The organism is Mesorhizobium sp. P2_F5, assembly GCF_056403715.1.
Genome location: NZ_JBFUEY010000003.1, coordinates 166,291 through 192,719, shown reverse-complemented (window position 1 = coordinate 192,719; position 26,429 = coordinate 166,291). Strand labels below are relative to the sequence as shown.

The following is a 26,429-nucleotide window of genomic DNA, read 5'->3' as shown; positions in this document are numbered from 1 at the left end:
GCCAACCTACCGGCCGTGTGGTCACATCGAACAGGGGAAAAACTCCGCCGACAAGAGCGGGGTCAACAGTGAGGCGTATCGTGCCGGAAAAACCGGATCGGAATGCAATTGAAGTCGTAAACGTCAGTAAAATTTTCGGATCAGGGGAAGGGCAGGTCGCGGCCCTCGACACGGTCTCAGTATCCATCCGCGAGAACGAGTTCTTCACCCTGCTGGGACCATCCGGCTGCGGCAAGACCACCTTGCTGCGGCTGATTGCCGGCTTCGACTTTCCAACCGCCGGCGAAATCCTGCTCTACGGCCAAGATATCGCGCCACTGCCGCCATTCAAGCGGCCGGTCAACACCGTGTTCCAGTCCTATGCGCTGTTCCCGCACATGACCGTCGCCGACAATATCGGCTTTGGCCTCGAAATGCTGGGCAAGCCGAAGGCCGAGATCAAGGCGCGCGTCGACGCGATGCTGAAGCTGGTGAAGATGGAGGCGCTGGCGGGTCGCCGCACCAGCCAGATCTCCGGTGGCCAGCAGCAGCGCGTGGCACTCGCCCGCGCACTGGCGCCACAGCCCAAGGTGCTGTTGCTCGACGAACCGCTGTCGGCGCTCGACTACAAGCTGCGCAAGGAAATGCAGATCGAACTGAAGCGGCTGCAGCACGAGACCGGCATCACCTTCATCTTCGTCACCCACGACCAGGAAGAAGCGCTGACCATGTCGGACCGCATCGCGGTGATGTCGTCGGGCAAGATCCTGCAGGTCGGCTCGCCTCGCGACATCTACGACCGGCCGGCCGAGCGTTTCGTCGCCGACTTCATCGGCGAGTCCAACTTCCTCAAGGCGGATGTGGTTAGCGCGACTGGTGGCCGGGCGACAGTGAAGTTGTCCTCGGGCGTGGAAATCCCGGCCTCGCTGCCGGAAAGATTCAGCCCCAGCGGCAAGGTCACCATTGTCGTGCGCCCCGAACATGCGCAGCTGGGCGCGGCCAGCCCAAGCGCCTCGCTGTCTGGCACTGTCGAGAACATCGTCTATCTCGGCACCGACACGCACTTCCATCTGCGCCTTGCCGGTGGCGAACCGTTCATTGTGCGGCGCCAGAACAGCCGCGGCGCTGGTGACGGCATCGTGCAGGGCGGCCAGGTCGGCATAATGATCGGCAGCGACGCCGCGCAAGTGCTGAAGGACTGATCATGGCGACCGCGGAAGAAGTCGCCAAGGCAGCGGAGCGGCGTGATGTGCGCGACCGCTGGCTGCTGTCAGCGCCAGCTTTGCTGGTGATTTTCCTCGCCGCGACCGGCCCCTTGCTGATCGTGCTGATCTACTCGTTCCTGACGCCCGGCTCCTATGGCGATGTGAAGTGGCAGTTTTCGCCCGACGCCTGGCTGTCGGTGTTCATGGAACGCGACATTTTCGACGATACGCTTTCGCTTGCGGCGGCGCATGTCACTATTTTCTGGCGCTCGATCAAGCTCGCAGTGGTGACGACGATCGCCACTTTGGCGCTCGGGTTTCCCACCGCCTATTTCATGGCGACGCGCAGTGAGAAGACGAGGGATCTCTGGCTGTTCCTGATCACCATTCCGTTCTGGACCAACCTTCTGATCCGCACCTTCGCCGTGCTGCAGATCATCCGCAACGAAGGCATCATCAACACCATCCTGCTCAAGCTCGGCATCGTCTCGGCGCCGGTGCAGATCCTCTACACCGACACCGCGATCCTGATCGGTATGGCCTATGTCTACCTGCCGCTGATGGTGCTGCCGATCTACGCCAGCATGGAGAAGCTCGATTTCCGGCTGGTCGAGGCGGGCTACGACCTCTACGCGACACGCTTCAAGGTGCTGCGGAAGATCATTTTCCCGCTGGTCAAACCCGGTGTCATTGCCGGCTCCATCCTGGTCTTCATTCCCGCCCTTGGCGCCTATGTGACGCCCAGCGTGCTTGGTGGCGGCAAGAACATGATGCTGTCCAATCTGATCGAATTGCAGTTCGGGCAGGGCCGCAACTGGCCGCTCGGCTCGGCGCTGTCGATCACGGTGATGATCATCGTCATGGTGGCGCTGCTTGCCTATGTGCGCAATGCCGGCAAGTCGGGGGTGCGGCATGGCTAAGAACTTTTCCATCAAGCACCAGACCGGCTTCACGGCGATCGCCGCCACCTGTTTCATCGTGCTCTATCTGCCCATCATCGTGCTGGTCGCCTACGCCTTCAACGCGGCGAACTCGACGTCCGAATGGGGCGGCTTTTCGATGCGCTGGTTCCAGTCGGCGTGGCAGAACGTGCAGGTCATCGACGCGACGCTGCGCTCGTTCCAGATCGGCGCCGTCGCGGCGGTGCTGTCGACGATCTTTGCCACCATGGCCGCGCTTGCCACCACGCGAACCGCATCCTATCCGGGTCTGACCTTCAAATATGCGGCCATCAACCAGCCCTTGATGGTGCCCGAGATCGTCACCGGCGTGGCGCTGCTGATCTTCTTCTCGCGCATCAAGATCTTCACCGGCTATTCCGGCCTCGGTTACCTGATTGCGGCGCACACGGCGTTCTGCATTCCGTTTGCCTATTTGCCGATCCGGGCGCGGCTGGAAAACATGGACCTGACGCTGGAACGTGCCGCGGCCGATCTCTACGCGACGCCGTGGAAGACTTTCCGGCGCATCACGCTGCCGCTTTTGTGGCCCGGCATACTTGCCGGACTGATGCTGGCCTTCGTCATCTCGCTCGACGACGTCGTCATCACCGAGTTCGTCAAATCCGGTGGCCAGGACACGCTGCCCACCTACATGCTCGGCCAGATCCGCCGCGGCATCACACCCGAGATCAACGCGATATCGACCGCCTTCCTGCTGCTTTCGGTCGCGATCGTCACGTTGTTTTTCTTTGTCAGCAGGAAACGAGACTGAACCTACAAATGGGAGTTAAAACCATGAACTGGAAAACAACGACAGCCGCCATGGGGTTGGCGCTGCTCGCAACGACGGGCCTGGCCCGGGCCGATGGCGAGCTGAATATCTATAATTGGGGCAACTACACCAGCCCCGACGTGATCAAGAAGTTCGAAGCCAAATACAACATCAAGGTGACCATCACCGACTATGATTCCAACGACACGGCCCTGGCCAAGGTGCGCCAGGGCGGCACCGGTTTCGACATTGCCGTGCCGTCGCAGACCTACGTGCCGATCTGGATCAAGGAAGGCCTCGTGCTCGAGACCGACCCGGGCAAGATGGAGAACTTCAAGAACGTCGCGCCGGAATGGGCCAATCCCGATTTCGACCCCGGCCGCAAATATTCGGTGCCGTGGGCGCTGGGCACTGTCGGCGTCGTCGTCAACACCGACGCCTACAAGGGACCGGCCGACTCGTGGGGCATCATCTTCAACACGCCGGACGAGTTGAAGGGCAAGGTCAATGTCGTTCCCGAGATGAATGACGTTATCTTCGCGGCGATCAAATATGTCGGCGGCCAGCAGTGCACCGACGACAAGGCGGTGCTGAAGAAGGTGCGCGATACGCTCGTCGCGGCCAAGCCGAACTGGATCGCCATGGAATACAACACCATCGAGAAGATGGGCGCCGGCGACTTCAAGGCGACCAGCGACTGGAATGGTTCGGCGCTGCGCCAGCGGCTGGCCAATCCGGCCATCCACTATAACTATCCGAAGGAAGGCTATGGCCTGTGGAGCGACAACGTCGTCGTTCTGAAGGAGGCCAAGAACGTCGAGAACGCCAAGCTGTTCCAGAACTTCATCATGGATCCGGAAAACGCGGCGGGCCTCTCGGCCTTCCATCGCTACGCCAACGCCATCACCGGCTCGGACAAGTACATGCCGGCCGACATGAAGGATGCCCCGGAAGTCGTCATTCCGGAGGCTGCGAAGGCACAGGGCGAATTCCAGACGATGTGTGCGCCTGAGATCCAGGACATCTACACCAAGATCTGGACCGAACTGCAGAAGTAATCGCTTCGCGAGGGGACCCGGCGGCCTACGCCGCSGGGTCTTTTCTTTTCCGGAATGGCATCATGGACTCTTACCGCAATTCCGATCCGCGGCCGCCGATCATGCAAGGCTCGCCGCCGCAAATGGCGTTGCCGAAGCTCGATTGGGACCGGCCGCCCTGGAACCGCTGGGCCTTCCAGCACATCCGCGAATTCCTGCCGACCATCGAGGTCTGGCGCGGCAATGGCCATCGCCATCGTCTCGAACGCGCCGAGACCGACCTCGATGCGCTGCCGGTGGAGGATAGCGAGGGCCGCCCGACGACGCTCGCCGGTCTGCTCGACGAAACCTATGCCGACGGTTTCCTGGTGCTCAAGGACGGCAAGGTCGCCTATGAGCGCTATTTCAATGGCATGGACGAGCGCACGCTGCATCTGTCGCAATCGATGGCGAAGTCGGTAACCGGCACTGTGTTCGGTATTCTGGTCGGGCGCGGCCTGATCGATCCTGCCAAACCGGTGACCGCCTATTTGCCGGAACTCGGCGAGACCGGCTGGGCCGGCGCCAGCGTGCAGCATGTGCTGGATATGACCACCGGCGTGCGCTTTTCCGAGGAGTACACCGATCGCTATTCCGATATCGGCCAGGTCGATGTCGCCACCGGCTGGAAGCCGGTGCCGCCGGACAGCGATCCGGATTTCCAATGGCCGTCGCATCTGTTCGAACTGATCCTGCGGCTGAAGGACAAGGTGCGGCCGCATGGTGCTGAATTCGAATACCGCTCGATCGAGACCGACGTGCTTGCCTTCATCATGGAGCGGGTGACCGGCAAGCGGCTGGCTCAACTGGTGTCCGAGGAGCTGTGGCAGAAGCTCGGCGCCGACGAGAGCGCCTGCTTCACCGTCGACAGCGCCGGCTATGCGCTGGCCGATGGCGGTTTCAACGCGACGCTGCGTGACTATGCCCGCTTCGGCCAGCTGATCCTCGACAATGGCCGCGGCATCGTGCCCGCCGACTGGATCGAGGCGACGCGCAACGGCAAGCATGGGCTGGACTTCAATCCGAGCCTGCCGGAAGGCAGCTACCGCAACCAGTTCTGGATCGAGAACCCGCGCTCACGCGCTCTGATATGCCGAGGCGTGTTCGGGCAAATGATCCATATCGACTGGGAAACCAACATGGTCGTGGTCAAGCTCTCGACCTACCCGGATTTCAGCAATGTCGCCTATTCCGTGGCGACGCTGAAGGCGGTGCATGCCATAGCCAAGGCGCTTGGCTGATCCCAAACAAACCATGCTTTGAGGAACGTTCATGACCGGCAAGACCGCGTTCGAGACCCGCTACGGCTTTCGCCGCAACGAGGTGCTGCTTTCCAACTGGCGCGAAAGCCCGTTCAACCGCTGGTCATTCCAGAACCTTGGCGAGCTGGTGCCGACCGCCCCCGTGGCAGCGACGCCGGGAAGCGTCGAGGCGCCGGCGCGGGACATGAGCGGCCTGCTCGGCGAAAAGGTGTCCGTCGCCGGCGCGCCGGAGACGGTGGCCGAATTCCTGGTGCGTTCGAGCAGCGACGCACTGACGGTGATGAAAGGCGGCAAGATCGTCGGCGACTGGTTCGCGCCGCGTATGGATTTCGGCGCTCGTCACATCATCTTCTCGATCAGCAAGTCGGTCACCGCCATCATCGCCGGCATACTGGAAGGCGAGGGCGTGTTCGATCCGGAAGCGCCTGTGACGCAGTACATCCCGGAAGCCGCCGGCTCGGCCTATGGCGATGCGAGCTGCCGGCATGTGCTCGACATGAGCGTCAGCCTCGATTTCGAGGAGGCCTATCTCGATCCGGAAAGCGCCTTTGCCCGCTACCGTCGCGCCACGCTGTGGAATCCGGGCGGCGGCACGGAAAGCCTGCGCGAATTCATTCTGACCCTGCAGCGGCTCGCCGACCCGCATGGCGAAACCTTCCGCTATCGCTCGCCCAATTCCGATCTGCTCGGCCTGTTGCTGGAGCGCGCTGCCGGCCAGCGCATCCCCGACCTGATGCGCGAAAAACTGTGGCTGCCGCTCGGCGCTGTCAGCGAGGCATCGATCGGCGTCGACATGGAAGGCACGGCGCGCACCGCCGGCGGCATTTCGGTGACACCGCGTGATCTCGCACGTATCGGCGAGATGATGCGGCAGGGCGGCACTGCCAATGGCCGCCGCATCGTACCGGAGGCCTGGGTGCGCGACACGGTCGTTGCCGGCGGCAGCGCGGAGGCCTGGCAGCGCGGCACAATGGTGTCGTTGTTCCCGAAGGGCCGTTACCGCAACAAATGGTACCAGACGGGTCACGAAAACGGCGCCTTCTGCGGCATCGGCATCCATGGCCAGTGGCTCTATGTCGATCCAAGGAACGAGGTGGTGATTGCAAAAATGGGATCGCAGCCGGTGCCTGAGGACCATGCGCTGGAAGGCGAGATCGTTGCCTACTTTGAAGCGCTTAGCCGGATGGTCTGACCGGCGAAAGCACGGCGCTTTCCTGTGGACCTCTTTGACGGTTGAGAACGCTGCGGTTGGCGGACTGCATGTCAGCGCCTATGGTCGCCGCTCTTTTTGAAGAGAGCAGGAACGACATGGCATCCGACATCAAGCGCATCGCAGCCATCATCGCGGCCGAAATCGGCGCGCGGCCCGAGCAGGCTGCGGCAGCTATCGGCCTGCTCGACGAAGGTGCGACGGTGCCGTTCGTGGCGCGCTACCGCAAGGAGGTCACCGGCGGGCTCGACGACACGCAATTGCGCGACCTTGCCGAGCGGCTGGCCTATCTGCGCGAGCTCGACGCGCGCCGCGACACCATCCTTGGCTCGATCCGCGACCAGGGCAAACTGACCGAGGAGCTTGAAGCCAAGATCGTCGCCGCCGTCACCAAGGCGGAGCTGGAAGACATCTATCTGCCCTACAAGCCGAAGCGCCGCACCAAGGCCGAGATCGCCCGGGAGCGCGGGCTTGGTCCGCTGGCAGAGGCGATCCTTGCCAACCGCTCGCTGGTGCCTGCCGAGGCCGCGCTGGCCTTTGTGACTGAGGAAGTGGCGGACGCCAAGGCCGCTTTGGAGGGCGCGCGCGACATCCTGTCGGAGCAGTTTGCGGAAAATGCCGATCTGGTCGGCAAGCTGCGCAGCTACATGAAGGAACGCGCCTTCATGCGCGCCCGTGTGGTCGACGGCAAGCAGGAGGCGGGCGCCAAATTCTCCGACTATTTCGACCATGTCGAGCGCTGGGCGAATGTGCCCAGCCACCGTGCGCTGGCCATGCTGCGCGGCCGCAACGAAGAGGTGCTGTCGCTCGACATCGAGGTCGATGCCGACGATGCCTCGCCGGTGAAGCCGGTCGAGCGGATGATCGCCAATGCCTATGCCATCGGCGCCAGCCTGCCGGGCGATCGCTGGCTGATGGACGTTGCCGGCTGGACCTGGCGGATAAAACTGTCGCTGCATCTGACGCTCGATCTGATGCGCGACCTGCGTGAGCGGGCGGAGGAAGAGGCAATCCACGTCTTTGCCCGCAATCTCAAGGATTTGCTGCTGGCGGCCCCTGCCGGATCGCGCGCCACGATGGGGCTCGATCCCGGCATCCGCACCGGCGTCAAGGTCGCGGTGGTCGACGGCACCGGCAAGGTGCTGACAACGACGACAGTCTATCCGTTTCCGCCGAAAAACGATGTGCGCGGCACGCAGGCGGAACTCGCCAGGCTCATCCGCCTGCACAAGGTCGAGCTGATCTCGATCGGCAACGGCACCGGCAGCCGCGAGACTGAAAAGCTGGTCGCCGACATGCTGTCCGACCTACCTTCGGATGGTGGGCCGAAGCCGCTCAAGGTGATCGTCAGCGAAGCCGGCGCTTCGGTCTATTCGGCCTCGGCGACGGCGGCTGCTGAGTTTCCCGGCCTCGATGTGTCGCTGCGCGGTGCGGTGTCGATCGCCAGGCGCCTGCAGGATCCGCTGGCCGAGCTGGTCAAGATCGAGCCGAAGTCGATCGGCGTCGGCCAATACCAGCACGATGTCGACCAGTACCGGCTGGGCCGCTCACTGGAGGCGGTGGTCGAGGACGCGGTCAACGCCGTCGGCGTCGATCTCAACACCGCCTCGGCGCCGCTTTTGGCCCGCGTGTCCGGCCTTGGCGCATCGCTGGCCGACGCCATCGTCGCGCATCGCGATGCGACCGGGCCGTTCGCCAGCCGCAAGGAGCTGCTCAAAGTGGCGCGACTCGGGCCGCGTGCGTTCGAACAATCCGCCGGCTTCCTGCGCATCGCCAATGGCAGCGAGCCGCTCGATGCCTCGTCGGTGCATCCGGAAGCCTATGGCGTGGCCAAGAAGATCGTCGCCGCCTGCGGCCGCGATGTGCGCGCGCTGATGGGCGACAGCGCCGCGCTCAAGGCACTCGACCCCCGCGTCTTCGTCGACGAACGTTTCGGCCTGCCGACGGTGCGCGATATCATTGCCGAGCTGGAAAAGCCCGGCCGCGACCCTCGGCCCGGCTTCAAGACCGCGACCTTCGCCGACGGCGTCGACGACATCAAGGATCTGAAGCCTGGCATGCTGCTTGAAGGCACGGTGACCAATGTCGCCGCCTTCGGCGCCTTCGTCGATATCGGCGTGCACCAGGACGGGCTGGTGCATGTCTCGCAACTGGCCGATCGCTTCATCAAGGACGCGCATGAGGTGGTCAAGGCCGGCGATGTCGTGAAGGTGCGGGTCGTCGATGTCGACATTAAGCGCAAGCGCATCGCGCTGTCGATGCGCAAGGATGGCGGCGAGGGCGGTGCCTCGAAAGGTCCGCGCGACGGCAGGCCAGCGCCACGTGCGCCGGCGCCACAGCGCCAGCCGGAACGGCCGTCGCAGGGCGCGTTTGGCGCTGCGCTGGCGGACGCGCTGAAGCGGAAGTAGCTACCACGCCAGAACAGCCGGCTCCTTCTCAACCTGGCCCAGCAGCCAGTCGCGAAAACTGGCGACTGGCGGGTGGCCGCGCTTGTCGTTCGGCACGACGAGATAGTAGGCGCTGCGGCTTTGCATCGGCTGGCCGGGCGTCGGCACAAGCTGACCGCGCTGCAATTCGCCCGCAATTAGAATCTGCGGCAGGAGCGCGACGCCAAGCCCCGCCATGCAGGCCTGGGCGACGGTGCCGAATTGTTCGAACTGCATGCCGGGCCCGGTCGGCGCACTGAGACCTTGCTGTTCGAACCATTCGCTCCAGGCGCCGGGGCGGGTCGCCATGTGCAGCAACGGGAGGCGGCTGATATCGGTCGCCTTGGCGATGGCGCGGCTGGCGAGGAACTCGGGGGAAACCACCGGTATCACGGTTTCGCGCATCAGAAGCGTGGAGTCGGCGTCCGGCCAGTCGGGCAGGCCGTGGTGGATGGCGGCGTCGAGCCGCTCGCGGGCGAAATCGAAGCGGCCGATGCGGGTGACGAAGTTGATGGTAACGTCGGGGTTGTTGGCGACGAAATCCGGGATCAGCGGCATCAGCCAGCGCGTACCGAAGGTCGGCAGTATGGCAAGGTTCAGCACGCCACTATGCCGATTGCTCATCAATCCGAGTGCCGCGTCGCGCAACTGGCCAAGTGCGGCGTGCACCGCCTCGGCGTAGATTTCGCCCGCTGTCGACAGCCGGACATTGCGGCTGTCGCGCTCGAACAGCCGGCGGCCGAACTGCTCTTCCAGCAGTCCTATCTGCCGGCTGATGGCGCCCTGGGTCAGATCGAGTTCCTGCGCAGCGGCGGTGAAAGAGCCGAGACGGGCCACCGCCTCGAAGGCGGCAAGGGCGCTGGTGCTTGGCAAAAGACGGCGCTGGACGTTCATGATCCATTACTACAGCTCATTGATCGGTGATGCAATTTCGTTTGATTTTTTCGGGGCGGAGGCGGATAAGCCCGGCATCCAATATTTTTTGTTTGTGCATGTCGTTGTCCCAAAACCGCTGAACACTTTGGGCGACATGCATTTGGGAGAGACCGAGCCATGGCCGCCGACAAGAACGCGTTCGTCTGGGAAGACCCTTTCCTGATCGAGAACCAGCTCTCCGAGGACGAGCGCATGGTGCGCGATGGCGCCGCCGCCTTTGCCGCCGACAAGCTCGCGCCGCGCATCGAGGAGGCCTATCTCGAGGAAAAGACCGATGCCGGCATTTTTCGCGAGATGGGCGAGGCGGGCCTGCTCGGCATCACCATCCCTGAAGAATATGGCGGCCTCGGCGCCAACTACGTCACCTACGGGCTGGTGGCGCGCGAGGTCGAGCGCGTTGATTCCGGCTATCGCTCGATGATGTCAGTGCAGTCGTCGCTGGTGATGTATCCGATCCATGCCTATGGCTCGGAGGAGCAGCGCAAGAAATACCTGCCGAAGCTGGCCTCGGGCGAATGGATCGGCTGCTTCGGCCTGACCGAGCCGGATGCCGGCTCCGATCCCGGAGGCATGAAGACGCGGGCCGAGAAGACGGCGGACGGGTACAAGATCTCCGGCTCGAAAATGTGGATCTCCAACGCGCCGATCGCCGATGTGTTCGTCGTCTGGGCGAAGTTGAAGGGCGAGAACAGCAAGGACGAGATCCGCGGCTTTGTGCTGGAAAAGGGCATGAAGGGGCTGTCGGCGCCGAAGATCGGCGGCAAGCTGTCGCTACGCGCGTCGATCACCGGTGAGGTGGTGATGGAAGGCGTCGAGGTCGGCGAAGACGCGCTGCTGCCTAACGCCAAGGGCCTCGGTGGCCCGTTCGGCTGCCTAAACCGCGCTCGCTACGGCATTTCCTGGGGCGCGATGGGCGCGGCCGAGGATTGCTGGCACCGGGCCCGGCAATACGGCCTCGACCGCAAGCAGTTCGGCAAGCCGCTCGCCGGCACGCAGCTGTTCCAGAAAAAGCTCGCCGACATGCAGACCGAGATCGCGCTCGGCCTGCAGGGTAGCTTGCGGGTCGGCCGTCTGATGGACGAAGGCAAGATGGCGCCGGAAATGATTTCGATCGTCAAGCGCAACAATTGCGGCAAGGCGCTCGACATCGCCCGCCAGGCCCGCGACATGCATGGCGGCAACGGCATCCAGATCGGCTATCACGTCATGCGCCACGCGCAGAACCTGGAGACGGTCAACACCTATGAAGGCACGCACGACGTGCATGCGCTGATTTTGGGAAGGGCCCTGACGGGTATCCAGGCATTCTTCTAAGGCACACCTTGAGCCGGCTTCTGCTGCTTAAATTAGGTGCACCGCAACATCTCTGCTTGGAGATTGGCCAGCAGATGTGTCAGGGTTCAGCGAATTCGTTTGAAACGCCGATCTCCGGGGCCCCATGGCAATTCTGGCAGCCGTCTACCACCTGACCCATTACAAATATGACCGGCCCGTGGTTCTCGGGCCCCAGGTCATCAGGCTGCAGCCGGCGCCGCATTCCCGCACCAAGGTGCTCAGCCATTCGCTGAAGATCGGGCCGGCAAACCATTTCGTTAATCTGCAGCAGGACCCCTACGGCAATTTCCTCGCCCGCTTCGTCTTCCCGGAGCCGGTGACGGAGCTGAAGATCGAGGTCGACCTTGTCGCCGACATGACGGTCTATAATCCTTTCGATTTCTTCGTCGAACCGTCGGCCGAGACCTTCCCGTTCGAGTACCCGGAAGAGATCAGGGACGATCTTACCATCTACCGCACGCCGGAGCCGGCGGGGCCGCTGCTGGCGGCGTTCCTCAAGACCATCGACCGTAGCGCCACCAACACCGTCAATTTCGTCGTCGACCTGAATGCGCGGCTGCAGCGCGAGATCGCCTATATCGTGCGCATGGAGACCGGCGTGTTTTCGCCGGAGGAGACGCTGGCCGCGAAAAAAGGCTCATGCCGGGATTCGAGCTGGCTGCTGGTGCAGATCCTGAGGAACCTCGGCATCGCCGCGCGCTTCGTCTCCGGCTATTTGATCCAGTTGAAGCCCGATCTGGTGGCGCTCGACGGCCCGGCCGGAACCGCCGTCGACTTCACCGACCTGCATGCCTGGTGCGAGGTCTATCTTCCGGGCGCCGGCTGGATCGGCTTCGACCCGACTTCGGGGCTGCTCACCGGTGAAAGCCATGTGCCGCTGGCGGCAACGCCGCATTTCCGCAATGCCGCGCCGATTTCCGGCATGGCGAGCTTCGCCAATGTCGAGTTCGGCTTCGACATGCGGGTCGACCGCATCGCCGAACATCCGCGCATCACCAAGCCGTTCTCCGATGAAAGCTGGCAGGCGCTGGATGCGCTGGGCAACAAGGTCGATGCAGCGCTGCAGGCGGGTGATGTCAGGCTGACCATGGGCGGTGAGCCGACCTTTGTCTCGATCGACGATTTCGAGTCGGCCGAATGGAACACCGCCGCCGTCGGCCCGACCAAGCGGGAAAAGGCCGATGCGCTGATCCGAAAACTGCGCGAGCGCTTCGCGCCGGGCGGCTTTCTCCACTACGGCCAGGGCAAATGGTATCCGGGCGAGAGCCTGCCGCGCTGGACCTTCTCGCTCTATTGGCGCACCGATGGCCAGCCGGTGTGGAGCGATCCGTCGCTGATCGCGCGCGAAAAGAACGATGCGAAGGTCGGACCGCAGCAGGCCGAAAGCCTGCTGACGGCGATTGCCGGCGAACTCGGCATCGACAAGGCGATGGTCAGCGAGGCCTATGAAGACCCGGCCGAATGGCTGCTCAAGGAAGGCAAGCTGCCGGATAATGTCGACCCGTCCAACTCCAAGCTGGAGGACCCGGAAGAGCGCAGCCGCATGACGAAAGTTTTCGAGCGCGGGCTGACCAAGCCGTCAGGCTATGTGCTGCCGGTGCAGCGCTGGAACAGCCAGGCTTCGGATCCGCGCTGGCGCTCGGAAAAGTGGAAGACGCGGCGCGGCCGGCTGTTCCTGGTGCCGGGCGATTCACCGGTCGGCTACCGCCTGCCGCTGGGCACGCTGCCTTACGTGCCGCCGGCGCAGTTCCCCTATATCGTGCCGGTCGATCCTTCGCTGCCGCGCGGCGCGCTGCCGGCGCGAGAGGCGATCTTGCCCTCTACCGCTCCGGCCGAGCTGGAGGGCGCCGACGAAATGGCGCGCCGCCAGCAGGCGATTTCTTTCACCGCGACGACCGGTCAGCAGGATCGGGTGGAGCAGGAGATCACCGAGATCGGCGGTGCGGTGCGCACAGCACTTTCGGTCGAGCCGCGCGACGGGCGGCTCTGCGTGTTCATGCCGCCGGTAGAGGCGCTGGAAGACTATCTCGAACTGGTCGCAGCCGCCGAAAACGCGGCCAAGGCGATCGGGCTTCCCGTGCATATCGAAGGCTATAGCCCGCCGCACGATCCGCGCCTCAACGTCATCCGCGTGGCGCCAGACCCCGGCGTCATCGAGGTCAACATCCATCCGGCTGCCAATTGGCAGGATTGCGTGGCGACGACGACGGCGATCTACGAAGAGGCGCGGCAGACGCGGCTTGGCGCCGACAAGTTCATGATCGATGGCCGCCACACCGGCACCGGCGGCGGCAACCATGTGGTCGTCGGTGGCGCGACGCCGAATGACAGCCCGTTCCTGCGCCGGCCCGATCTCTTGAAGAGCCTGGTGCTGCAATGGCAGCGGCGTCCGTCGCTGTCCTATCTGTTTTCCGGCCTGTTCATCGGTCCGACCAGCCAGGCGCCACGCTTCGACGAAGCCCGGCATGACTCGCTCTACGAACTCGAAATCGCCATGGCGCAGGTGCCGCACCCTGATCAGGGCAATGCACCCTTGCCGTGGCTGGTCGATCGGCTGTTCCGCAATCTGTTGACCGACGTCACGGGAAATACGCATCGCTCGGAAATCTGCATCGACAAGCTGTTTTCGCCTGACGGTCCGACCGGCCGGCTCGGCCTGGTCGAGTTCCGCGGCTTCGAAATGCCGCCCAATGCGCGCATGAGCCTGGCGCAGCAATTGCTGGTGCGCGCCATCATCGCCCGCGCGTGGAAGAACCCGCTCGACGGCCGCTTCGTGCGCTGGGGCACCTCGCTGCACGACCGTTTCATGCTGCCGCATTATGTCTGGGCGGATTTCCTCGACGTGCTCGACGACCTCAAGCTCAATGGCTTCGAGTTCCGTCCGGAATGGTTCGACGCGCAGCTCGAATTCCGTTTTCCGTTCTGTGGCGAAGTCCAGCACGCCGGCATCAAGCTGGAACTGCGACAGGCGCTTGAGCCGTGGCACGTCATGGGCGAACAGGGCGCCATTGGCGGCACCGTGCGCTTTGTCGATTCCTCGGTCGAACGGCTGCAGGTCAGGACCGAAGGTCTCAACCCGGAACGTCATGCCATCGTCTGCAACCGCCGCGTCGTGCCGATGAAGGTGACCGACAACAGGGAGGTCGCGGTGGCGGGCGTGCGCTTCAAGGCCTGGCAGCCGGCGTCGGGCCTGCATCCGGCGCTGCCGGTCAACACGCCGCTGGTCTTCGACATCTACGACCGCTGGTCGGGTCGGGCGGTTGGCGGCTGCGTCTACCATGTCGCGCATCCCGGCGGGCGCAGCTACGATACCTTCCCGGTCAACGGCAACGAGGCCGAGGCGCGGCGGCTTGCCCGCTTCGAGCCGCGCGGCCACACCCCGTCGGCCTATGTGCTGCGCAACGAAGAAGCCTCTGAAGACTTCCCGATGACCCTTGACCTCAGGCGGCCAGCAAGACTCTGATCAGCGATGGCAAAGGGGAATCACAAAAAGCTGCGCGGCAAGCCGCTGAGGCACAGTCTGCTGGAGCACTACCAGCCGATTGACGGCGTCGTCGACGAGATGGTCGATGCTTCAGGCAATCCGCGTCCGGCCTGGGCGCCCTTCATTGAGGCGCTGGAAGAGCTTGGCCCGGAAAAACTCGGCCAGCGGTTTGCCCGTGCCGACCAGTATCTGCGCGATGCCGGCGTCTATTACCGCGTCTACGACAAGGCCGGCGCCAATGAGCGCGAATGGCCGCTGGCGCATATTCCGCTGCTGATCGAAGACAAGGAATGGGCCGAGATCAGCGCCGGCCTCGTCCAGCGCGCCGATCTGTTCGAGGAGATAGTCGCCGATATTTACGGGCCGAACCGGCTGATCGAGAAGGGCATCTTGCCGGCCGGCCTGATTGCGGCCAGTCCCGAATATCTGCGCCCCGTCGCCGGCACCGTACCGGCCAGCGGCCATTTCCTGCATTTTTGCGCCTTCGAGCTCGGCCGCGGGCCGGACGGAAGCTGGTGGGTGCTGGGCGATCGCACGCAGGCACCGTCGGGCGCCGGCTTTGCGCTGGAAAACCGCGTCGCCACCACGCGCGCGCTGTCCGACATCTATGGCGAGATGCATGTGCATCGCCTGGCCGGTTTCTTTCGCCGCTTTCGCGATGCGCTGATCGGCATGGCCAAGGAGAATGACGGCCGCGTCGCCATACTGACGCCGGGGCCGCTCAACGAGACCTATTACGAGCACGCCTATATCGCCCGCTATCTCGGCATCATGCTGCTCGAGGGCGAGGATCTGACCGTCTCCGGTGGCAAGCTGATGGTGCGCACCGTTTCCGGGCTGATGCCGATCAGCGTGCTGTGGCGGCGGCTCGATGCCGCCTTCGCCGATCCGCTGGAACTCAGACCAGACTCGCAGATCGGCACGCCGGGCCTGGTCGAGGCGATCCGCCGCGGCGCCGTTTCGGCGGTCAATGCGCTGGGTTCAGGCCTGATGGAAACGCGGGCGCTGCTCGCCTTCCTGCCAAAAATTTCGCGCGAATTGCGCGGCGAAGAGCTTTTGTTGCCAAGCGTTGCCACCTGGTGGTGCGGGCAGGACAGCGAACGCCGGCATGTGCTCGCCAATCTCGACCGCATGGTGGTCGGCCCGGCGCTATCGACGCGGCTTGCCTTCGAAGACGACGACCAGACCAGGCTCGGTTCGGCACTTACGGCTGACGAACGTGCCGCGTTGATCGCGCGCATCGAGCGCGACGGCGGCGGTTTCGTGGGCCAGGAAGCGGTGACGCTGTCGACGACGCCGGTCTATGTCGGCGGCTGGCTGGAGCCGCGGCCGGCGAGCCTGCGCGTCTATCTGGCGCGCACGCCGGAAGGCTGGACGGTAATGCCCGGCGGTTTCGCTCGCGTCGGCCTGTCGCTCGACCCGACGGCCATCGCCATGCAGCGCGGTGGCCAGGCGGCCGACGTCTGGGTGGTCAGCGACCGGCCGGTCGAGCGCGAGACGCTGCTGCCGCAGGAGCATGACAGTTTTGCCCGCACCATGCCGGGCAGCCTGCCCAGCCGTGCCGCGGAAAACCTGACCTGGCTCGGCCGCTACATCGAGCGCTCGGAAGACACGGTGCGCATCCTGCGCGCCTATCATGTGCGGCTGGCCGAGACGTCCGATCCGGAGATGCCGCTGCTCGCCGATGTCAGGGATTATCTCGAACCGTTCGGCATCGACCTCGAATCGGCCATTCCGCCCGCATTGATCGGTACGCTGGACAGCGCCGTCTACAGCGCCGGGCAGATCCGCGACCGGTTTTCGCCCGACGGCTGGCTGGCGCTGAAGGACCTGTCGAAGACAATCCACCAATTCGCCACCACAGTCGCGCCGGGCGATGATGCGACGCGGGCGATGACGGTCATGCTGCGCAAGCTCGCCGGCTTTTCCGGCCTGCTGCACGAGAACATGTACCGTTTCACCGGCTGGCGTTTCCTCGAAATCGGCCGGCGCATCGAGCGTGGTATCCAGATCGCCCGCACGCTTGCCTGTCTTACCCGCTCCGGCGCGCCGGACGGCTCGCTCGACATGATGCTGGAGATCGGCGACAGCGTCATGACCCACCGCCGGCAGTATCCGGTGCGGGCCGGGCGCCGAACGGTGATCGACCTCCTGGCGCTCGATCCCCTCAACCCGCGCTCGATCCTGTTCCAGCTCGAACGGCTGAAGGCCGAGATCGGCCTGTTGCCGTCGGTTGGTCCGGAGGGGCACATGTCGGTGGCGGCCAAGGAAATCCTGCAGCTCAACACAGCAATCGCCGTCATGGAGCCATCGGAGATGTCGGCGGAGGTGCTGGACGATCTCGCCACGGAGATCGGCAACCTCTACAACAGCCTCGCCAAAGCGTATTTCGGCTAAGCAGGCTCCGCAAAAGTGTCGCGCGGTTTTGCGAGAAGAGCCTGCGCCAAAACAAGAAAAGTAGGCATGCTGTACGATATCAGGCTTCATCTCAGCTACGATTATGACGCCGCGGCCGGTGGCAGCCGACATCAGGTGCGTGTGTTGCCGCCGACCATTGCCGGCGTGCAGCGCGTGGTCGCCGCCTCGCTTTCGTTTGTGCCGACCCCGTCGGAGCGCACTGATTTTTCCGATTTCTTCGGCAACAATGTCACCGCGATCGCCTTTCGCGATGTTCATGACGGGCTCGACATCAGGATGAGCGCGCGCGTATCGGTGTCGCGCCCGGAGCCCGGGCTCGACGTGTCGCCCGACTTGCAGCGCCTGAGGGAAGAACTCGGCGCGGTGCGGTCACTGGCGCCCGACGCACCGCATCACTTTCTCGCTGCCAGCGATCATGTCGGCATCGATGCCGCGATCACCGCCTATGCGCGGCAGAGCCTTGCCGGTTCGGCCACCGGCACGGTGATGGATTTTTGCAACCGCATCCATCGCGATTTCACCTATGACGGCAAGGCGACCACGGTGCATACCAAAGCAAGCGACGCCTTCCGCCTGAGGCGCGGTGTCTGCCAGGATTTCTCGCACATCATGATCGCCGGCCTGCGCGGGCTGGGCATTCCCGCCGGCTATGTCAGCGGCTTCCTGCGCACCATTCCACCGAAGGGCAAGCCGCGGCTCGAAGGCGCCGACGCCATGCATGCCTGGGTCAAGGTTTGGTGCGGGCGCGATGCCGGCTGGCAGGAATTCGACCCGACCAACGGCATGCGGGCCAGCAACGACCACATCACCGTTGGCTATGGCCGTGATTATTCCGACGTGGCGCCGATCGTCGGAGTGCTGAAAACCACCGGCGGACAGGTCGGCGACCAGGCGGTCGATGTCATTCCGGTCGCCCTCGAAAAGGCCTGACGGCCTCGAAGCCTGTGGACCTGATGCGATTCTGATGGCGTGACGGAACCAGCGGCCATTCCGGTGCTTATCTCTGAGCAAAATCTCGTGGAGGGGGCATGCTGGACAGATCCGGAGCGCCATCCGGCCGATCGGCTGCCGGGCAGGGAGACAATGGGGCACCGAAAAACGGCGCGCAGGCCTCTGCCGATCAGGCCTCGCTCACCTATGTCAGCGACAGCGAACCGGGTATCCGCCGCCTGAAGGCGGGCGAGGGATTTTCCTATAAGGGCGCGAAAGGCCATCCTGTCAGCGCTTCGGCCATCGCCCGCATCAAGGCGCTGGCCATTCCGCCGGCCTGGACGGATGTGTGGATTTCGCCCGATCCCACCGGCCATATCCAGGCGACCGGACGCGACCAGCGCGGGCGCAAGCAGTACCGCTACCATCCGCTGTGGGCGGCGGAGCGCGACGGCGCCAAATATTCGAGTCTTGTCGCCTTTGCCGAAAGCCTGCCGGAGTTGCGCCGCCGCATCGATGCCGATCTGCGCCGCCACGGCCTGCCGGCAGAGCGCGTCGTGGCGGCAAGCGTCTGGCTGCTCGACAATACGATGATCCGGGTCGGCAATGCCGCCTATGCCCGCGACAACAAGAGTTTCGGGCTGACCACGCTGCGCGACCGCCACGTCGACATCAAGGGATCGAGCCTGCGCTTTGCCTTCAAGGGCAAGTCCGGCAAGGAATGGAAATTGAAGCTGGTCGACCGCCGCATCGCCCGGGTCGTGCGCGGCGCGCAGGATATTCCGGGGCAAAAGCTGTTCCAATACCTGGACGAGGACGGGGCGAGGCATCCGGTGCGTTCCGACGACGTCAATCGCTATATACGCGACGCCGTCGGAGAAGACTTCAGCTCCAAGCACTTCCGCACCTGGGGTGGCACCATCCATGCCGCCTCGCTGTTTGCGCAGACGGAGCTTCCCGAGAGCCAGGCCGGAGTGAAGCGGGTGATGAACACCGTCATCGACAAGGTGGCACAGCGGTTGGGCAACACGCGTGCCGTCTGCCGCAAATGCTACATCCATCCGCAGGTGTTCGAAGCCTGGGTGCAAGGACGGCTGCTTGGCGAAATGACGGAGGCCAACAAGCGCAAGCGATCGATAGACGGTCTCGACGACGAAGAGGCGCTGGTGCTGAGGTGGCTGAAGGCCAGCGAGGGTTGAAAATTGCCGTAACTTTTTTGTCGACGCCATGTCGGCATAGGCCCTACTGTTTCGTCCTTTGATACAGAAAAGGACGTCCCATGCTCTACGCTATCCTCTGCTATGCCTCCGAAGATGTCGTCTCCTCCTGGAGCAAGGCACAGGATGACGAAGTGATGGCGAAACTCCTGAACGTGCAGGAAAAATACGCCCAGGCCGGTCGGCTTGGCCCGGTGGCGCGGCTTTTGCCGACCACTGCTGCGACGACGCTGCGCAGGGTCAAGGGCGAAGCGGTGGTCATCGACGGGCCGTTTGCCGAGACCAAGGAGCAGTTCCTCGGCTTCTACACGCTCGAATGCGCCGATCTCGACGAGGCCGTCGACTTCGCGCGCGAGCTTTCCGAGGTCAATCCGAGCGGCGGATCCTATGAGATCCGACCGGTTTCCGTGTTCGACCCAACCCGAGTTTTGAAATGACCGACCTTTCCTGGATCAGCTCCGCGATCAGCGCCGCCCGCCCGCAGGCGATGGGTGCGTTGCTGCGCTATTTCCGCGATCTCGATACGGCGGAAGAGGCTTTCCAGGATGCGTGCCTGAGGGCGCTCAAGAACTGGCCGCAGAACGGGCCGCCGCGCGATCCGGCTGCATGGCTGATCTTTGTCGGCCGCAACAGCGGCATCGACGCGGTGCGCAAGCGCGCCAAGCAGGCGCCGATGCCAGAGGAAGACCAGATATCGGACCTCGAAGATGCCGAGAGCGATATCGCCGAGCGGCTGGACGGCGCGCATTACCGCGACGACATCCTGCGGCTGCTGTTCATCTGCTGCCATCCGGACCTGCCGCCGACACAGCAGATCGCGGTGGCGCTGCGCATCGTTTCCGGCATCACCGTCAAGCAGATCGCGCGTGCCTTCCTGGTCGGCGAAAGCGCCATGGAACAGCGCATCACCCGCGCCAAGGCGCGCATTGCCGACGCCGGCGTGCCCTTCGAGACGCCGGGCGCGGTCGAGCGGTCGGAGCGGCTCGCCGCGGTCGCGGCCATGGTCTATCTGATCTTCAACGAGGGCTATTCGACCAACAGCGGCGAAGCGCCGGCCCGCGCGCCGCTCTGCGAAGAGGCGATCCGGCTGGCGCGGCTGTTGCTCAGGCTTTTCCAGACCGAGCCGGAGATCATGGGCCTGACGGCGCTGCTTTTGCTGCAGCATGCTCGAGCGCCGGCCCGTTTCGACGAGAATGGCGAGATCGTGCTGCTCGACGACCAGGACCGCTCGCTGTGGAGCCGCAAGATGATCGACGAGGGCCTGGCGCTGGTCGACAAGGCGCTGCGCCACCAGAAGCCAGGGCCCTATCAGGTGCAGGCGGCGATCGCCGCACTGCATGCGCGGGCGGCAACGCCCGAGGATACCGACTGGACCGAGATCGATCTGCTCTACAGCCTTCTGGAAAGGATGCAGCCATCGCCGGTGGTGACGCTGAACCGCGCGGTTGCAGTCGCCAAGGTGCGCGGCCCCGAAGCCGCCCTTGCGATGATCGAGCCGCTCGGCGAACGGCTGTCCGGCTATTTCCACTTCTTCGGCCTCAAGGGTGGGTTGCTGATGCAACTTGACCGTGGCGAGGAGGCGCGTGTTGCCTTTGACCGTGCGATTGCTCTGGCCAACACGGCGGCGGAAGCCGCCCATATCCGCATGCATATCGACCGGCTTATGCGAGACGGCGCCGTGCGTCCCACGGTCCAAAAGGCAAACTGAGCGCCATCTGCCCATCTGGTTCATTCGAGTCTGGCTCAATCGTGCAGCTTGGCCTTGGACCATGCCGGGGTGGCGATTTTCCCCTGAAACGAGTAATGCCACGCCATGACGGCGCCTGACGTGCCTGCAGCACGCAGGCGACATGGCACGAAGGCTCGACCGCCGCCACATGATGGCGAGCGGATCTGAAAGGGATAAAAATGACGATAGCGAAGGAAACGGCTGAACTTCTGGCGAAACTGGGCGTGGCCAAGGACGCGCTTACCGGCGGCGACCTCATCGTGCGCAGCCCGGTGACGGGCGAGCAGATCGCGGCGCTGAAGACGATTTCAACGGCCGAGGCTGCCAAGGCCATCGATGCCGCGCACACGGCGTTCCAGGCCTGGCGGATGGTGCCGGGTCCCCGGCGCGGCGAACTGGTGCGGCTCCTCGGCGAGGAGCTGCGCGCCCACAAGGCCGAGCTTGGCCGGCTGGTGTCGATCGAGGTCGGCAAGATCCCGTCGGAAGGCCTCGGTGAAGTGCAGGAAATGATCGACATCTGCGATTTCGCCGTCGGCCTTTCCCGCCAGCTCTACGGCCTGACCATCGCCACCGAGCGTCCCGGCCACCGCATGATGGAAACCTGGCATCCGCTCGGCGTTGTCGGTGTCATCTCGGCCTTCAATTTCCCGGTCGCGGTGTGGTCGTGGAATGCAGCACTGGCGTTGGTCTGCGGCGACGCGGTGGTGTGGAAGCCGTCGGAAAAGACGCCGCTGACGGCGCTCGCCTGCGAAGCGATCTTTGCCCGTGCGGTCAAGCGCTTCGGTGCGGATGCGCCGCAGGGGCTGGCGCCGGTGCTGATCGGCGATCGCGCCGTCGGCGAGATCCTGGTCGATCATCCCAAGGTTCCTCTGGTTTCGGCCACCGGCTCGACGCGCATGGGCCGGGATGTCGGCCCGCGGCTGGCCAAGCGCTTTGCCCGCGCCGTGCTGGAGCTCGGCGGCAACAATGCCGGCATCGTCTGCCCGACCGCCGATCTCGACATGGCGCTGCGCGCCATCGCCTTCGGCGCCATGGGCACGGCCGGCCAGCGCTGCACGACGCTGCGGCGTCTGTTCGTGCATGACAGCGTCTATGATGCTTTGCTGCCGCGCCTGAAGAAGGCCTATCAGAGCGTTTCGGTCGGCAATCCGCTGGAAACCTCCTCGCTGGTCGGGCCACTGATCGACAAGGCGGCGTTCGACGCCATGCAGAAGGCGCTGAAGGAAGCCAGCGCCCATGGCGGCAAGGTGACGGGCGGCGCGCGGGTCGAGAACGGCCATCCCGACGCCTACTACGTGCAACCGGCGCTGGTCGAAATGCCGAAGCAGGTTTCGCCGGTCACGGAAGAGACCTTCGCGCCGATCCTTTATGTGATGAAATATTCCGATTTCGACGCCGTGCTCGACGAGCACAATGCGGTGGGAGCGGGCCTGTCATCGTCGATCTTTACCCGCGACCTGCAGGAATCCGAGCGCTTCCTCGGTGTCGATGGTTCGGACTGCGGCATCGCCAACGTCAACATCGGCACATCGGGCGCTGAAATAGGCGGCGCGTTCGGTGGCGAGAAGGAAACCGGCGGCGGCCGCGAGAGCGGTTCGGACGCCTGGAAGGCCTATATGCGCCGCGCCACCAACACGGTGAACTATTCCAAGGCGCTGCCGCTGGCCCAGGGCGTGTCGTTCGACATCGACTGAGAAAGACCGCTTCCGACAACGCCGCAAGGCGTTGTCGGCCCTCAGTTTCGAAAACCTTGCCGGCGTCGCGGTGGCTGTCGCAGGGCGCCTTCAATCCGCCGCGCGTTCGATATCCCGGCGCAGCACGATCGCGGTCGTCAGATCCTCGACGCCGGCATGGCTGGCAATGAGATCTCGCAGGGTGTTCAGCCTGTCGATGGATGGCACCTCGACCTCGACGATGAGATCGAGCTGGCCACTCAATGACGACACCCGCCGCACTTCCGGATAGCGCGCCAGCTGGTCGAGAATGCCCATCGACGGCGTGCGGATCAGCGTGACCAGCAGGAAAGCGCAGACCAGTCCGGCGTCCATCTGACCGATATCGGCCCGGTAGCCCCGGATCACACCGCTCTTCTCCAGTGTCGTGACCCGCTCGCTCGTGGCGCTGCGCGACAGGCCGATGCGCCCCGCGAGTGTTTTCAGCGGGATGCGGGCTTCCTTCGACAGGATGGAGAGAATGTCCCGGTCCTTGGCGTCCAATTCCCTCATCGCATCACGCTCCAGGCGGTTCCGTTAAAGTGCCGGTCAAAGCAGGCATTGTGCCGGCACAACCGACGCTTTGTCGGATGCCCGATTTTGTGGCCCATGCCAAGCTTCAACAAAGCAGATGCGGATTTCCGATGACCGACGTTTCCCACCCAGCACCTCAATTTTCGCAAGGCGAGGCTATCGACCTTGCTGCGCGCCACTTCGGTGTCACAGGCGCAGTCGCGCCGCTCGACAGCGAGCGCGACCAGAATTTCAAGCTGACGGCTCCCGACCGTTCGCTGTGGATCCTCAAGATCGTCAATGCCAGCGAGCCGATCGTCGAGAGCGAATTCCAGACCGCGCTGTTCGATCATCTCGAGCGCAACGCTCCAGACCTCGCTGTCCCGCGTCTCAGGAAGACGGTGGATGGCACATCGCTTGCCCATGTCGCCGGCACCGGTGGCGAAGGCCACGCCGTGCGGCTGGTGTCCTGGCTTGCCGGCCGGCCGCTGGCGGAGAGCCAGTCGACGCCGGCGCTGCTGGAAAGCCTCGGCGGTGCGCTCGGGCGGCTGGACCGTGCCTTGCAAGGCTTCATTCATCCCGGCGCGCTGCGCTCGTTCGATTGGGATATCCGCCGCGCCGGCGACGCACGGCAGCGCCTGCACTTCATCGACGACGATCAGGATCGCGCCTTGCTGGAACGATTCCTCGATCATTTCGATGCCGTGGTGGCGCCCCTTCTGCCGAAGCTCCGGGCGCAGGTCATCCACAATGACGCCAATGACTGGAACGTGCTCGTCGACGCCGAACGGCCCGAGCATGTCGTTGGCCTGATCGATTTCGGTGACGCCTTGCACAGCGTGCTGATCGGCGAGGTGGCGGTCGCCTGCGCCTATGCCATTCTCGATGCCGAAGATCCGATCGGGGCGGCTGCCCGTCTTGCCGCCGGTTTTCATGCCCAGTATCCGCTGCGTGAGGAAGAGCTCGACCTGCTCTTCGATGTCATCGCGATGCGCCTCGTCACCTCGGTGACGATTTCGGCGGCGCGCAAGGACCGCACCGCCGACAATCCTTATCTGTCGATCTCGGAAGCGCCGGCATGGCGGCTGCTGCATCGCCTGGGCAGGATGAACCGGTGCTTCGCCACGGCGATTCTACGCCATGCCTGCGGCTTCGAAGCCGTTCACGGCGCCCGTGCCGTGACGGACTGGATCACGGAAAACCGCGCGCAGCTTGCGCCTGTGCTCGATCGCCATCCGGCGACGCTTGCCAAGGCGCTCGTGCCTTACGGCGATCCGCAAAATCCGATGACGGTGACATCGGCCGCGCAGCAACCCGACAAGGCGACCGCATGGTGGGATGCTTACTGTGCAGAACGTGGCGTCGCGCTCGGTATCGGCCCGTGGGGCGAGGCGCGCACGGTCTATACCGGCGAGATGTTCCAGTCGCGTTTCGTCGAAGGCACGCGGCGCGCCAACCATCTCGGCCTCGACCTGTTCATGCCGGCGGGCACGCGGCTGTACACGCCGCTCGAGGCCACGGTCAGAAGCGTCGGGATCGAGAAGGATCCGCTGGGCTATGGCTGCCTGGTGGCGCTGGAACATGCGCCGCAGGGATGCCCGCCTTTCATCACTTTGTGGGGCCACATGGCGCATGAGGCCGGGCGCCGTCTCAGGGAAGGCGACCGCCTTGAAGCGGGCGCGCTTGTCGGCGAGATGGGCGCGCCGACGGAAAATGGCGGCTGGGCGCCGCATCTGCATTTCCAGATATCGACGGACACGAGCCTCGCCGCACGCGACATTCTCGGCGTCGGCGAAGCGCGCTATCTCGCTGTCTGGAAGGAGCTGTTTCCCGATGCTGCCGACCTTGCCGGCATTCCGCCCGAGACCTTTCATCAGAGCGGCCGCTCCCGTCCTGAAATCGTTGCCGCGCGAAGAGCGTCGCTGCTGCCCAATCTTTCCATTTCCTATTCCGAGCCGATCAAGTTCGTGCGCGGCGACGGCGTTTGGCTGATCGACGATCGCGGCCGCGCCTATCTCGATTGTTTCAACAATGTCTGCCATCTCGGCCATGCCCATCCCGATGTGGTCGAGGCGATCGCCAGGCAGGCCGCCAAGCTCAACACCAACACGCGCTATCTGCACGATGCCATCGTCACCTATGCCGAGCGGCTGACGGCGACGCTGCCCGCAGGCCTGTCGGTGGCGTCCTTCGCCTGTTCGGGCAGCGAGGCCAACAGCCTGATGCTGCGCATGGCGCGAACCCATACCGGCCGCAGCGAAGCCATCGTGCTCGACTGGGGCTATCACGGCACCACGCAGGAACTGATCGACCTCAGCCCCTACAAATACAAGCGCAAGGGCGGCAAGGGCCGACCTGCGCATGTGTTCGAGGCGACCATTCCCGACAGCTATCATGCCCCGGCCGAATGGTCTGTCGAGGACCACGCAAAGCGCTTCGCCGAGAGCGTCGCCGAGCAGATCGCCACCATGGCGAAAGAGGGCCGGGCGCCCGGCCTGTTCCTGGCGGAATCGATCCCGAGCGTCGCCGGCCAGGTGTTCCTGCCGGACGGCTATCTCAAAGAGGTCTACGCACTGGTGCGTGCCGCCGGCGGCATCTGCGTGGCCGACGAGGTACAGGTCGGCTTTGGCCGGGTCGGCACCCATTGGTGGGCTTTCGAGACGCAAGGGGTGACACCCGACATCGTCACCATGGGCAAGCCGATCGGCAATGGTCATCCGATGTCGGCTGTGGTGACGACGTCAGAGATCGCCGCCTCGTTCAACAACGGTATGGAATACTTCAACACCTTTGGCGGCAATCCGGTGTCCTGCGCCGCGGGGTTGGCCGTGCTCGATGTCATCGAGCGCGACGATCTCAAGCGCAATGCACTGGAAATCGGCAACTATCTCTTGGCGCGGTTCAAGGCCTTGCAGGCCCGCTACGACATCATCGGCGACGTGCGCGGCCAGGGTCTCTTCCTCGGCATCGAACTGGTCGAGGACCGCGAGACCAAGGCGCCGGCAACGGCGCTCGCCCGCCGCGTCAATGACGGGGTTCGGGCGCGCGGTGTCCTGATCGGCACCGAGGGGCCGCATGACAATGTGCTGAAGATGCGCCCGCCAATGATCTTCAGCCGTGCCAATGCCGACCACCTGGTCGGCGTTCTCGACGAGACGTTGGCGGCGGTTCTGGCGGAAGGGATCTAGGACGAATACCGCGCGTCGAGGCGGCGCGGGCGGAATACAGGAAGAACGATTTTCAGGAACGTCCGGCGCKCCMGGCGCCGGCGGGAGGAGAGGCTT

The 26,429-nt window shown here is 64.3% G+C and carries 18 protein-coding genes; 16 read left to right on the top strand and 2 right to left on the bottom strand.

What is annotated here, in order from left to right; translation table 11 throughout:
• Positions 1-80 precede the first annotated feature (80 nt).
• From AC1DYO_RS04920 to AC1DYO_RS04890, 7 genes are all read left to right on the top strand, one after another.
• Complete coding sequence (locus AC1DYO_RS04920) at positions 81-1,181, top strand: ABC transporter ATP-binding protein (protein WP_477261461.1); 1,101 nt, start codon at positions 81-83, stop codon at positions 1,179-1,181.
• Between the two features lie 2 nt (positions 1,182-1,183).
• A complete protein-coding gene (locus AC1DYO_RS04915; protein ID WP_455858291.1) occupies positions 1,184-2,104 on the top strand; it encodes an ABC transporter permease in 921 nt (306 codons plus the stop codon).
• Entirely contained in the window at positions 2,097-2,897 is an 801-nt protein-coding gene (locus tag AC1DYO_RS04910; protein WP_477260856.1) for an ABC transporter permease, read from the top strand. The genes AC1DYO_RS04915 and AC1DYO_RS04910 overlap by 8 nt, the downstream gene beginning before the upstream one ends.
• A 23-nt stretch (positions 2,898-2,920) precedes the next feature.
• Complete coding sequence (locus tag AC1DYO_RS04905; RefSeq protein ID WP_477260854.1) at positions 2,921-3,955, top strand: ABC transporter substrate-binding protein; 1,035 nt, start codon at positions 2,921-2,923, stop codon at positions 3,953-3,955.
• Between the two features lie 62 nt (positions 3,956-4,017).
• The gene (locus AC1DYO_RS04900) at positions 4,018-5,214 is read left to right on the top strand and encodes a serine hydrolase domain-containing protein (RefSeq protein ID WP_477260852.1); all 1,197 of its coding nucleotides are present in this window, start codon (positions 4,018-4,020) and stop codon (positions 5,212-5,214) included.
• A gap of 31 nt (positions 5,215-5,245) precedes the next feature.
• On the top strand, positions 5,246-6,427 hold the full coding sequence (locus tag AC1DYO_RS04895) for a serine hydrolase domain-containing protein (protein ID WP_477260851.1): 1,182 nt from the start codon (positions 5,246-5,248) through the stop codon (positions 6,425-6,427).
• 116 nt (positions 6,428-6,543) lie between these two features.
• On the top strand, positions 6,544-8,853 hold the full coding sequence (locus AC1DYO_RS04890) for a Tex family protein (RefSeq protein ID WP_477260849.1): 2,310 nt from the start codon (positions 6,544-6,546) through the stop codon (positions 8,851-8,853).
• Here the strand turns inward: AC1DYO_RS04890 and AC1DYO_RS04885 are convergent, their stop codons facing one another.
• A complete protein-coding gene (locus AC1DYO_RS04885) occupies positions 8,854-9,765 on the bottom strand; it encodes a LysR family transcriptional regulator (protein ID WP_477260847.1) in 912 nt (303 codons plus the stop codon).
• Between the two features lie 159 nt (positions 9,766-9,924).
• Here AC1DYO_RS04885 and AC1DYO_RS04880 point away from each other — a divergent pair, with 159 nt between their 5' ends.
• From AC1DYO_RS04880 to amaB, 8 genes are all read left to right on the top strand, one after another.
• A complete protein-coding gene (locus tag AC1DYO_RS04880) occupies positions 9,925-11,121 on the top strand; it encodes an acyl-CoA dehydrogenase (RefSeq protein WP_477260845.1) in 1,197 nt (398 codons plus the stop codon).
• Between the two features lie 124 nt (positions 11,122-11,245).
• Positions 11,246-14,605, top strand: a complete 3,360-nt coding sequence (locus tag AC1DYO_RS04875; RefSeq protein WP_477260843.1) for a transglutaminase family protein — start codon at positions 11,246-11,248, stop codon at positions 14,603-14,605.
• Positions 14,606-14,611: 6 nt separating this feature from the next.
• Positions 14,612-17,023, top strand: coding sequence for a circularly permuted type 2 ATP-grasp protein (locus AC1DYO_RS04870; protein ID WP_477260841.1), 2,412 nt, complete (start codon positions 14,612-14,614; stop codon positions 17,021-17,023).
• A gap of 66 nt (positions 17,024-17,089) precedes the next feature.
• On the top strand, positions 17,090-17,974 hold the full coding sequence (locus AC1DYO_RS04865) for a transglutaminase family protein (protein WP_477260839.1): 885 nt from the start codon (positions 17,090-17,092) through the stop codon (positions 17,972-17,974).
• A gap of 98 nt (positions 17,975-18,072) precedes the next feature.
• Entirely contained in the window at positions 18,073-19,173 is a 1,101-nt protein-coding gene (locus tag AC1DYO_RS04860) for a DNA topoisomerase IB (protein ID WP_477260837.1), read from the top strand.
• Between the two features lie 80 nt (positions 19,174-19,253).
• Positions 19,254-19,628, top strand: coding sequence for a YciI family protein (locus AC1DYO_RS04855; RefSeq protein WP_477260835.1), 375 nt, complete (start codon positions 19,254-19,256; stop codon positions 19,626-19,628).
• Positions 19,625-20,899 (top strand): RNA polymerase sigma factor, encoded by a 1,275-nt coding sequence (locus AC1DYO_RS04850; RefSeq protein WP_477260833.1) that lies wholly within the window; start codon positions 19,625-19,627, stop codon positions 20,897-20,899. The genes AC1DYO_RS04855 and AC1DYO_RS04850 overlap by 4 nt, the downstream gene beginning before the upstream one ends.
• A gap of 200 nt (positions 20,900-21,099) precedes the next feature.
• Positions 21,100-22,614, top strand: a complete 1,515-nt coding sequence (gene amaB / locus AC1DYO_RS04845) for an L-piperidine-6-carboxylate dehydrogenase (protein ID WP_477260831.1) — start codon at positions 21,100-21,102, stop codon at positions 22,612-22,614.
• Positions 22,615-22,704: 90 nt separating this feature from the next.
• On the opposite strand, the gene AC1DYO_RS04840 is transcribed toward amaB, so the two are convergent.
• Complete coding sequence (locus tag AC1DYO_RS04840) at positions 22,705-23,145, bottom strand: Lrp/AsnC family transcriptional regulator (protein ID WP_477260829.1); 441 nt, start codon at positions 23,143-23,145, stop codon at positions 22,705-22,707.
• Between the two features lie 131 nt (positions 23,146-23,276).
• Here AC1DYO_RS04840 and AC1DYO_RS04835 point away from each other — a divergent pair, with 131 nt between their 5' ends.
• Complete coding sequence (locus tag AC1DYO_RS04835; RefSeq protein ID WP_477260827.1) at positions 23,277-26,333, top strand: aminotransferase class III-fold pyridoxal phosphate-dependent enzyme; 3,057 nt, start codon at positions 23,277-23,279, stop codon at positions 26,331-26,333.
• The last annotated feature ends 96 nt before the right edge of the window (positions 26,334-26,429 follow it).

Bases quoted from the DNA above. Each gene is read 5' to 3' on its own strand.
- AC1DYO_RS04915 (WP_455858291.1), top strand. From the start codon at position 1,184: ATGGCGACCGCGGAAGAAGTCGCCAAGGCAGCGGAGCGGCGTGATGTG.
- AC1DYO_RS04910 (WP_477260856.1), top strand. From the start codon at position 2,097: ATGGCTAAGAACTTTTCCATCAAGCACCAGACCGGCTTCACGGCGATC.
- AC1DYO_RS04905 (WP_477260854.1), top strand. From the start codon at position 2,921: ATGAACTGGAAAACAACGACAGCCGCCATGGGGTTGGCGCTGCTCGCA.
- AC1DYO_RS04900 (WP_477260852.1), top strand. From the start codon at position 4,018: ATGGACTCTTACCGCAATTCCGATCCGCGGCCGCCGATCATGCAAGGC.
- AC1DYO_RS04895 (WP_477260851.1), top strand. From the start codon at position 5,246: ATGACCGGCAAGACCGCGTTCGAGACCCGCTACGGCTTTCGCCGCAAC.
- AC1DYO_RS04890 (WP_477260849.1), top strand. From the start codon at position 6,544: ATGGCATCCGACATCAAGCGCATCGCAGCCATCATCGCGGCCGAAATC.
- AC1DYO_RS04885 (WP_477260847.1), bottom strand. From the start codon at position 9,765: ATGAACGTCCAGCGCCGTCTTTTGCCAAGCACCAGCGCCCTTGCCGCC.
- AC1DYO_RS04880 (WP_477260845.1), top strand. From the start codon at position 9,925: ATGGCCGCCGACAAGAACGCGTTCGTCTGGGAAGACCCTTTCCTGATC.
- AC1DYO_RS04875 (WP_477260843.1), top strand. From the start codon at position 11,246: ATGGCAATTCTGGCAGCCGTCTACCACCTGACCCATTACAAATATGAC.
- AC1DYO_RS04870 (WP_477260841.1), top strand. From the start codon at position 14,612: ATGGCAAAGGGGAATCACAAAAAGCTGCGCGGCAAGCCGCTGAGGCAC.
- AC1DYO_RS04865 (WP_477260839.1), top strand. From the start codon at position 17,090: ATGCTGTACGATATCAGGCTTCATCTCAGCTACGATTATGACGCCGCG.
- AC1DYO_RS04860 (WP_477260837.1), top strand. From the start codon at position 18,073: ATGCTGGACAGATCCGGAGCGCCATCCGGCCGATCGGCTGCCGGGCAG.
- AC1DYO_RS04855 (WP_477260835.1), top strand. From the start codon at position 19,254: ATGCTCTACGCTATCCTCTGCTATGCCTCCGAAGATGTCGTCTCCTCC.
- AC1DYO_RS04850 (WP_477260833.1), top strand. From the start codon at position 19,625: ATGACCGACCTTTCCTGGATCAGCTCCGCGATCAGCGCCGCCCGCCCG.
- amaB (WP_477260831.1), top strand. From the start codon at position 21,100: ATGACGATAGCGAAGGAAACGGCTGAACTTCTGGCGAAACTGGGCGTG.
- AC1DYO_RS04840 (WP_477260829.1), bottom strand. From the start codon at position 23,145: ATGAGGGAATTGGACGCCAAGGACCGGGACATTCTCTCCATCCTGTCG.
- AC1DYO_RS04835 (WP_477260827.1), top strand. From the start codon at position 23,277: ATGACCGACGTTTCCCACCCAGCACCTCAATTTTCGCAAGGCGAGGCT.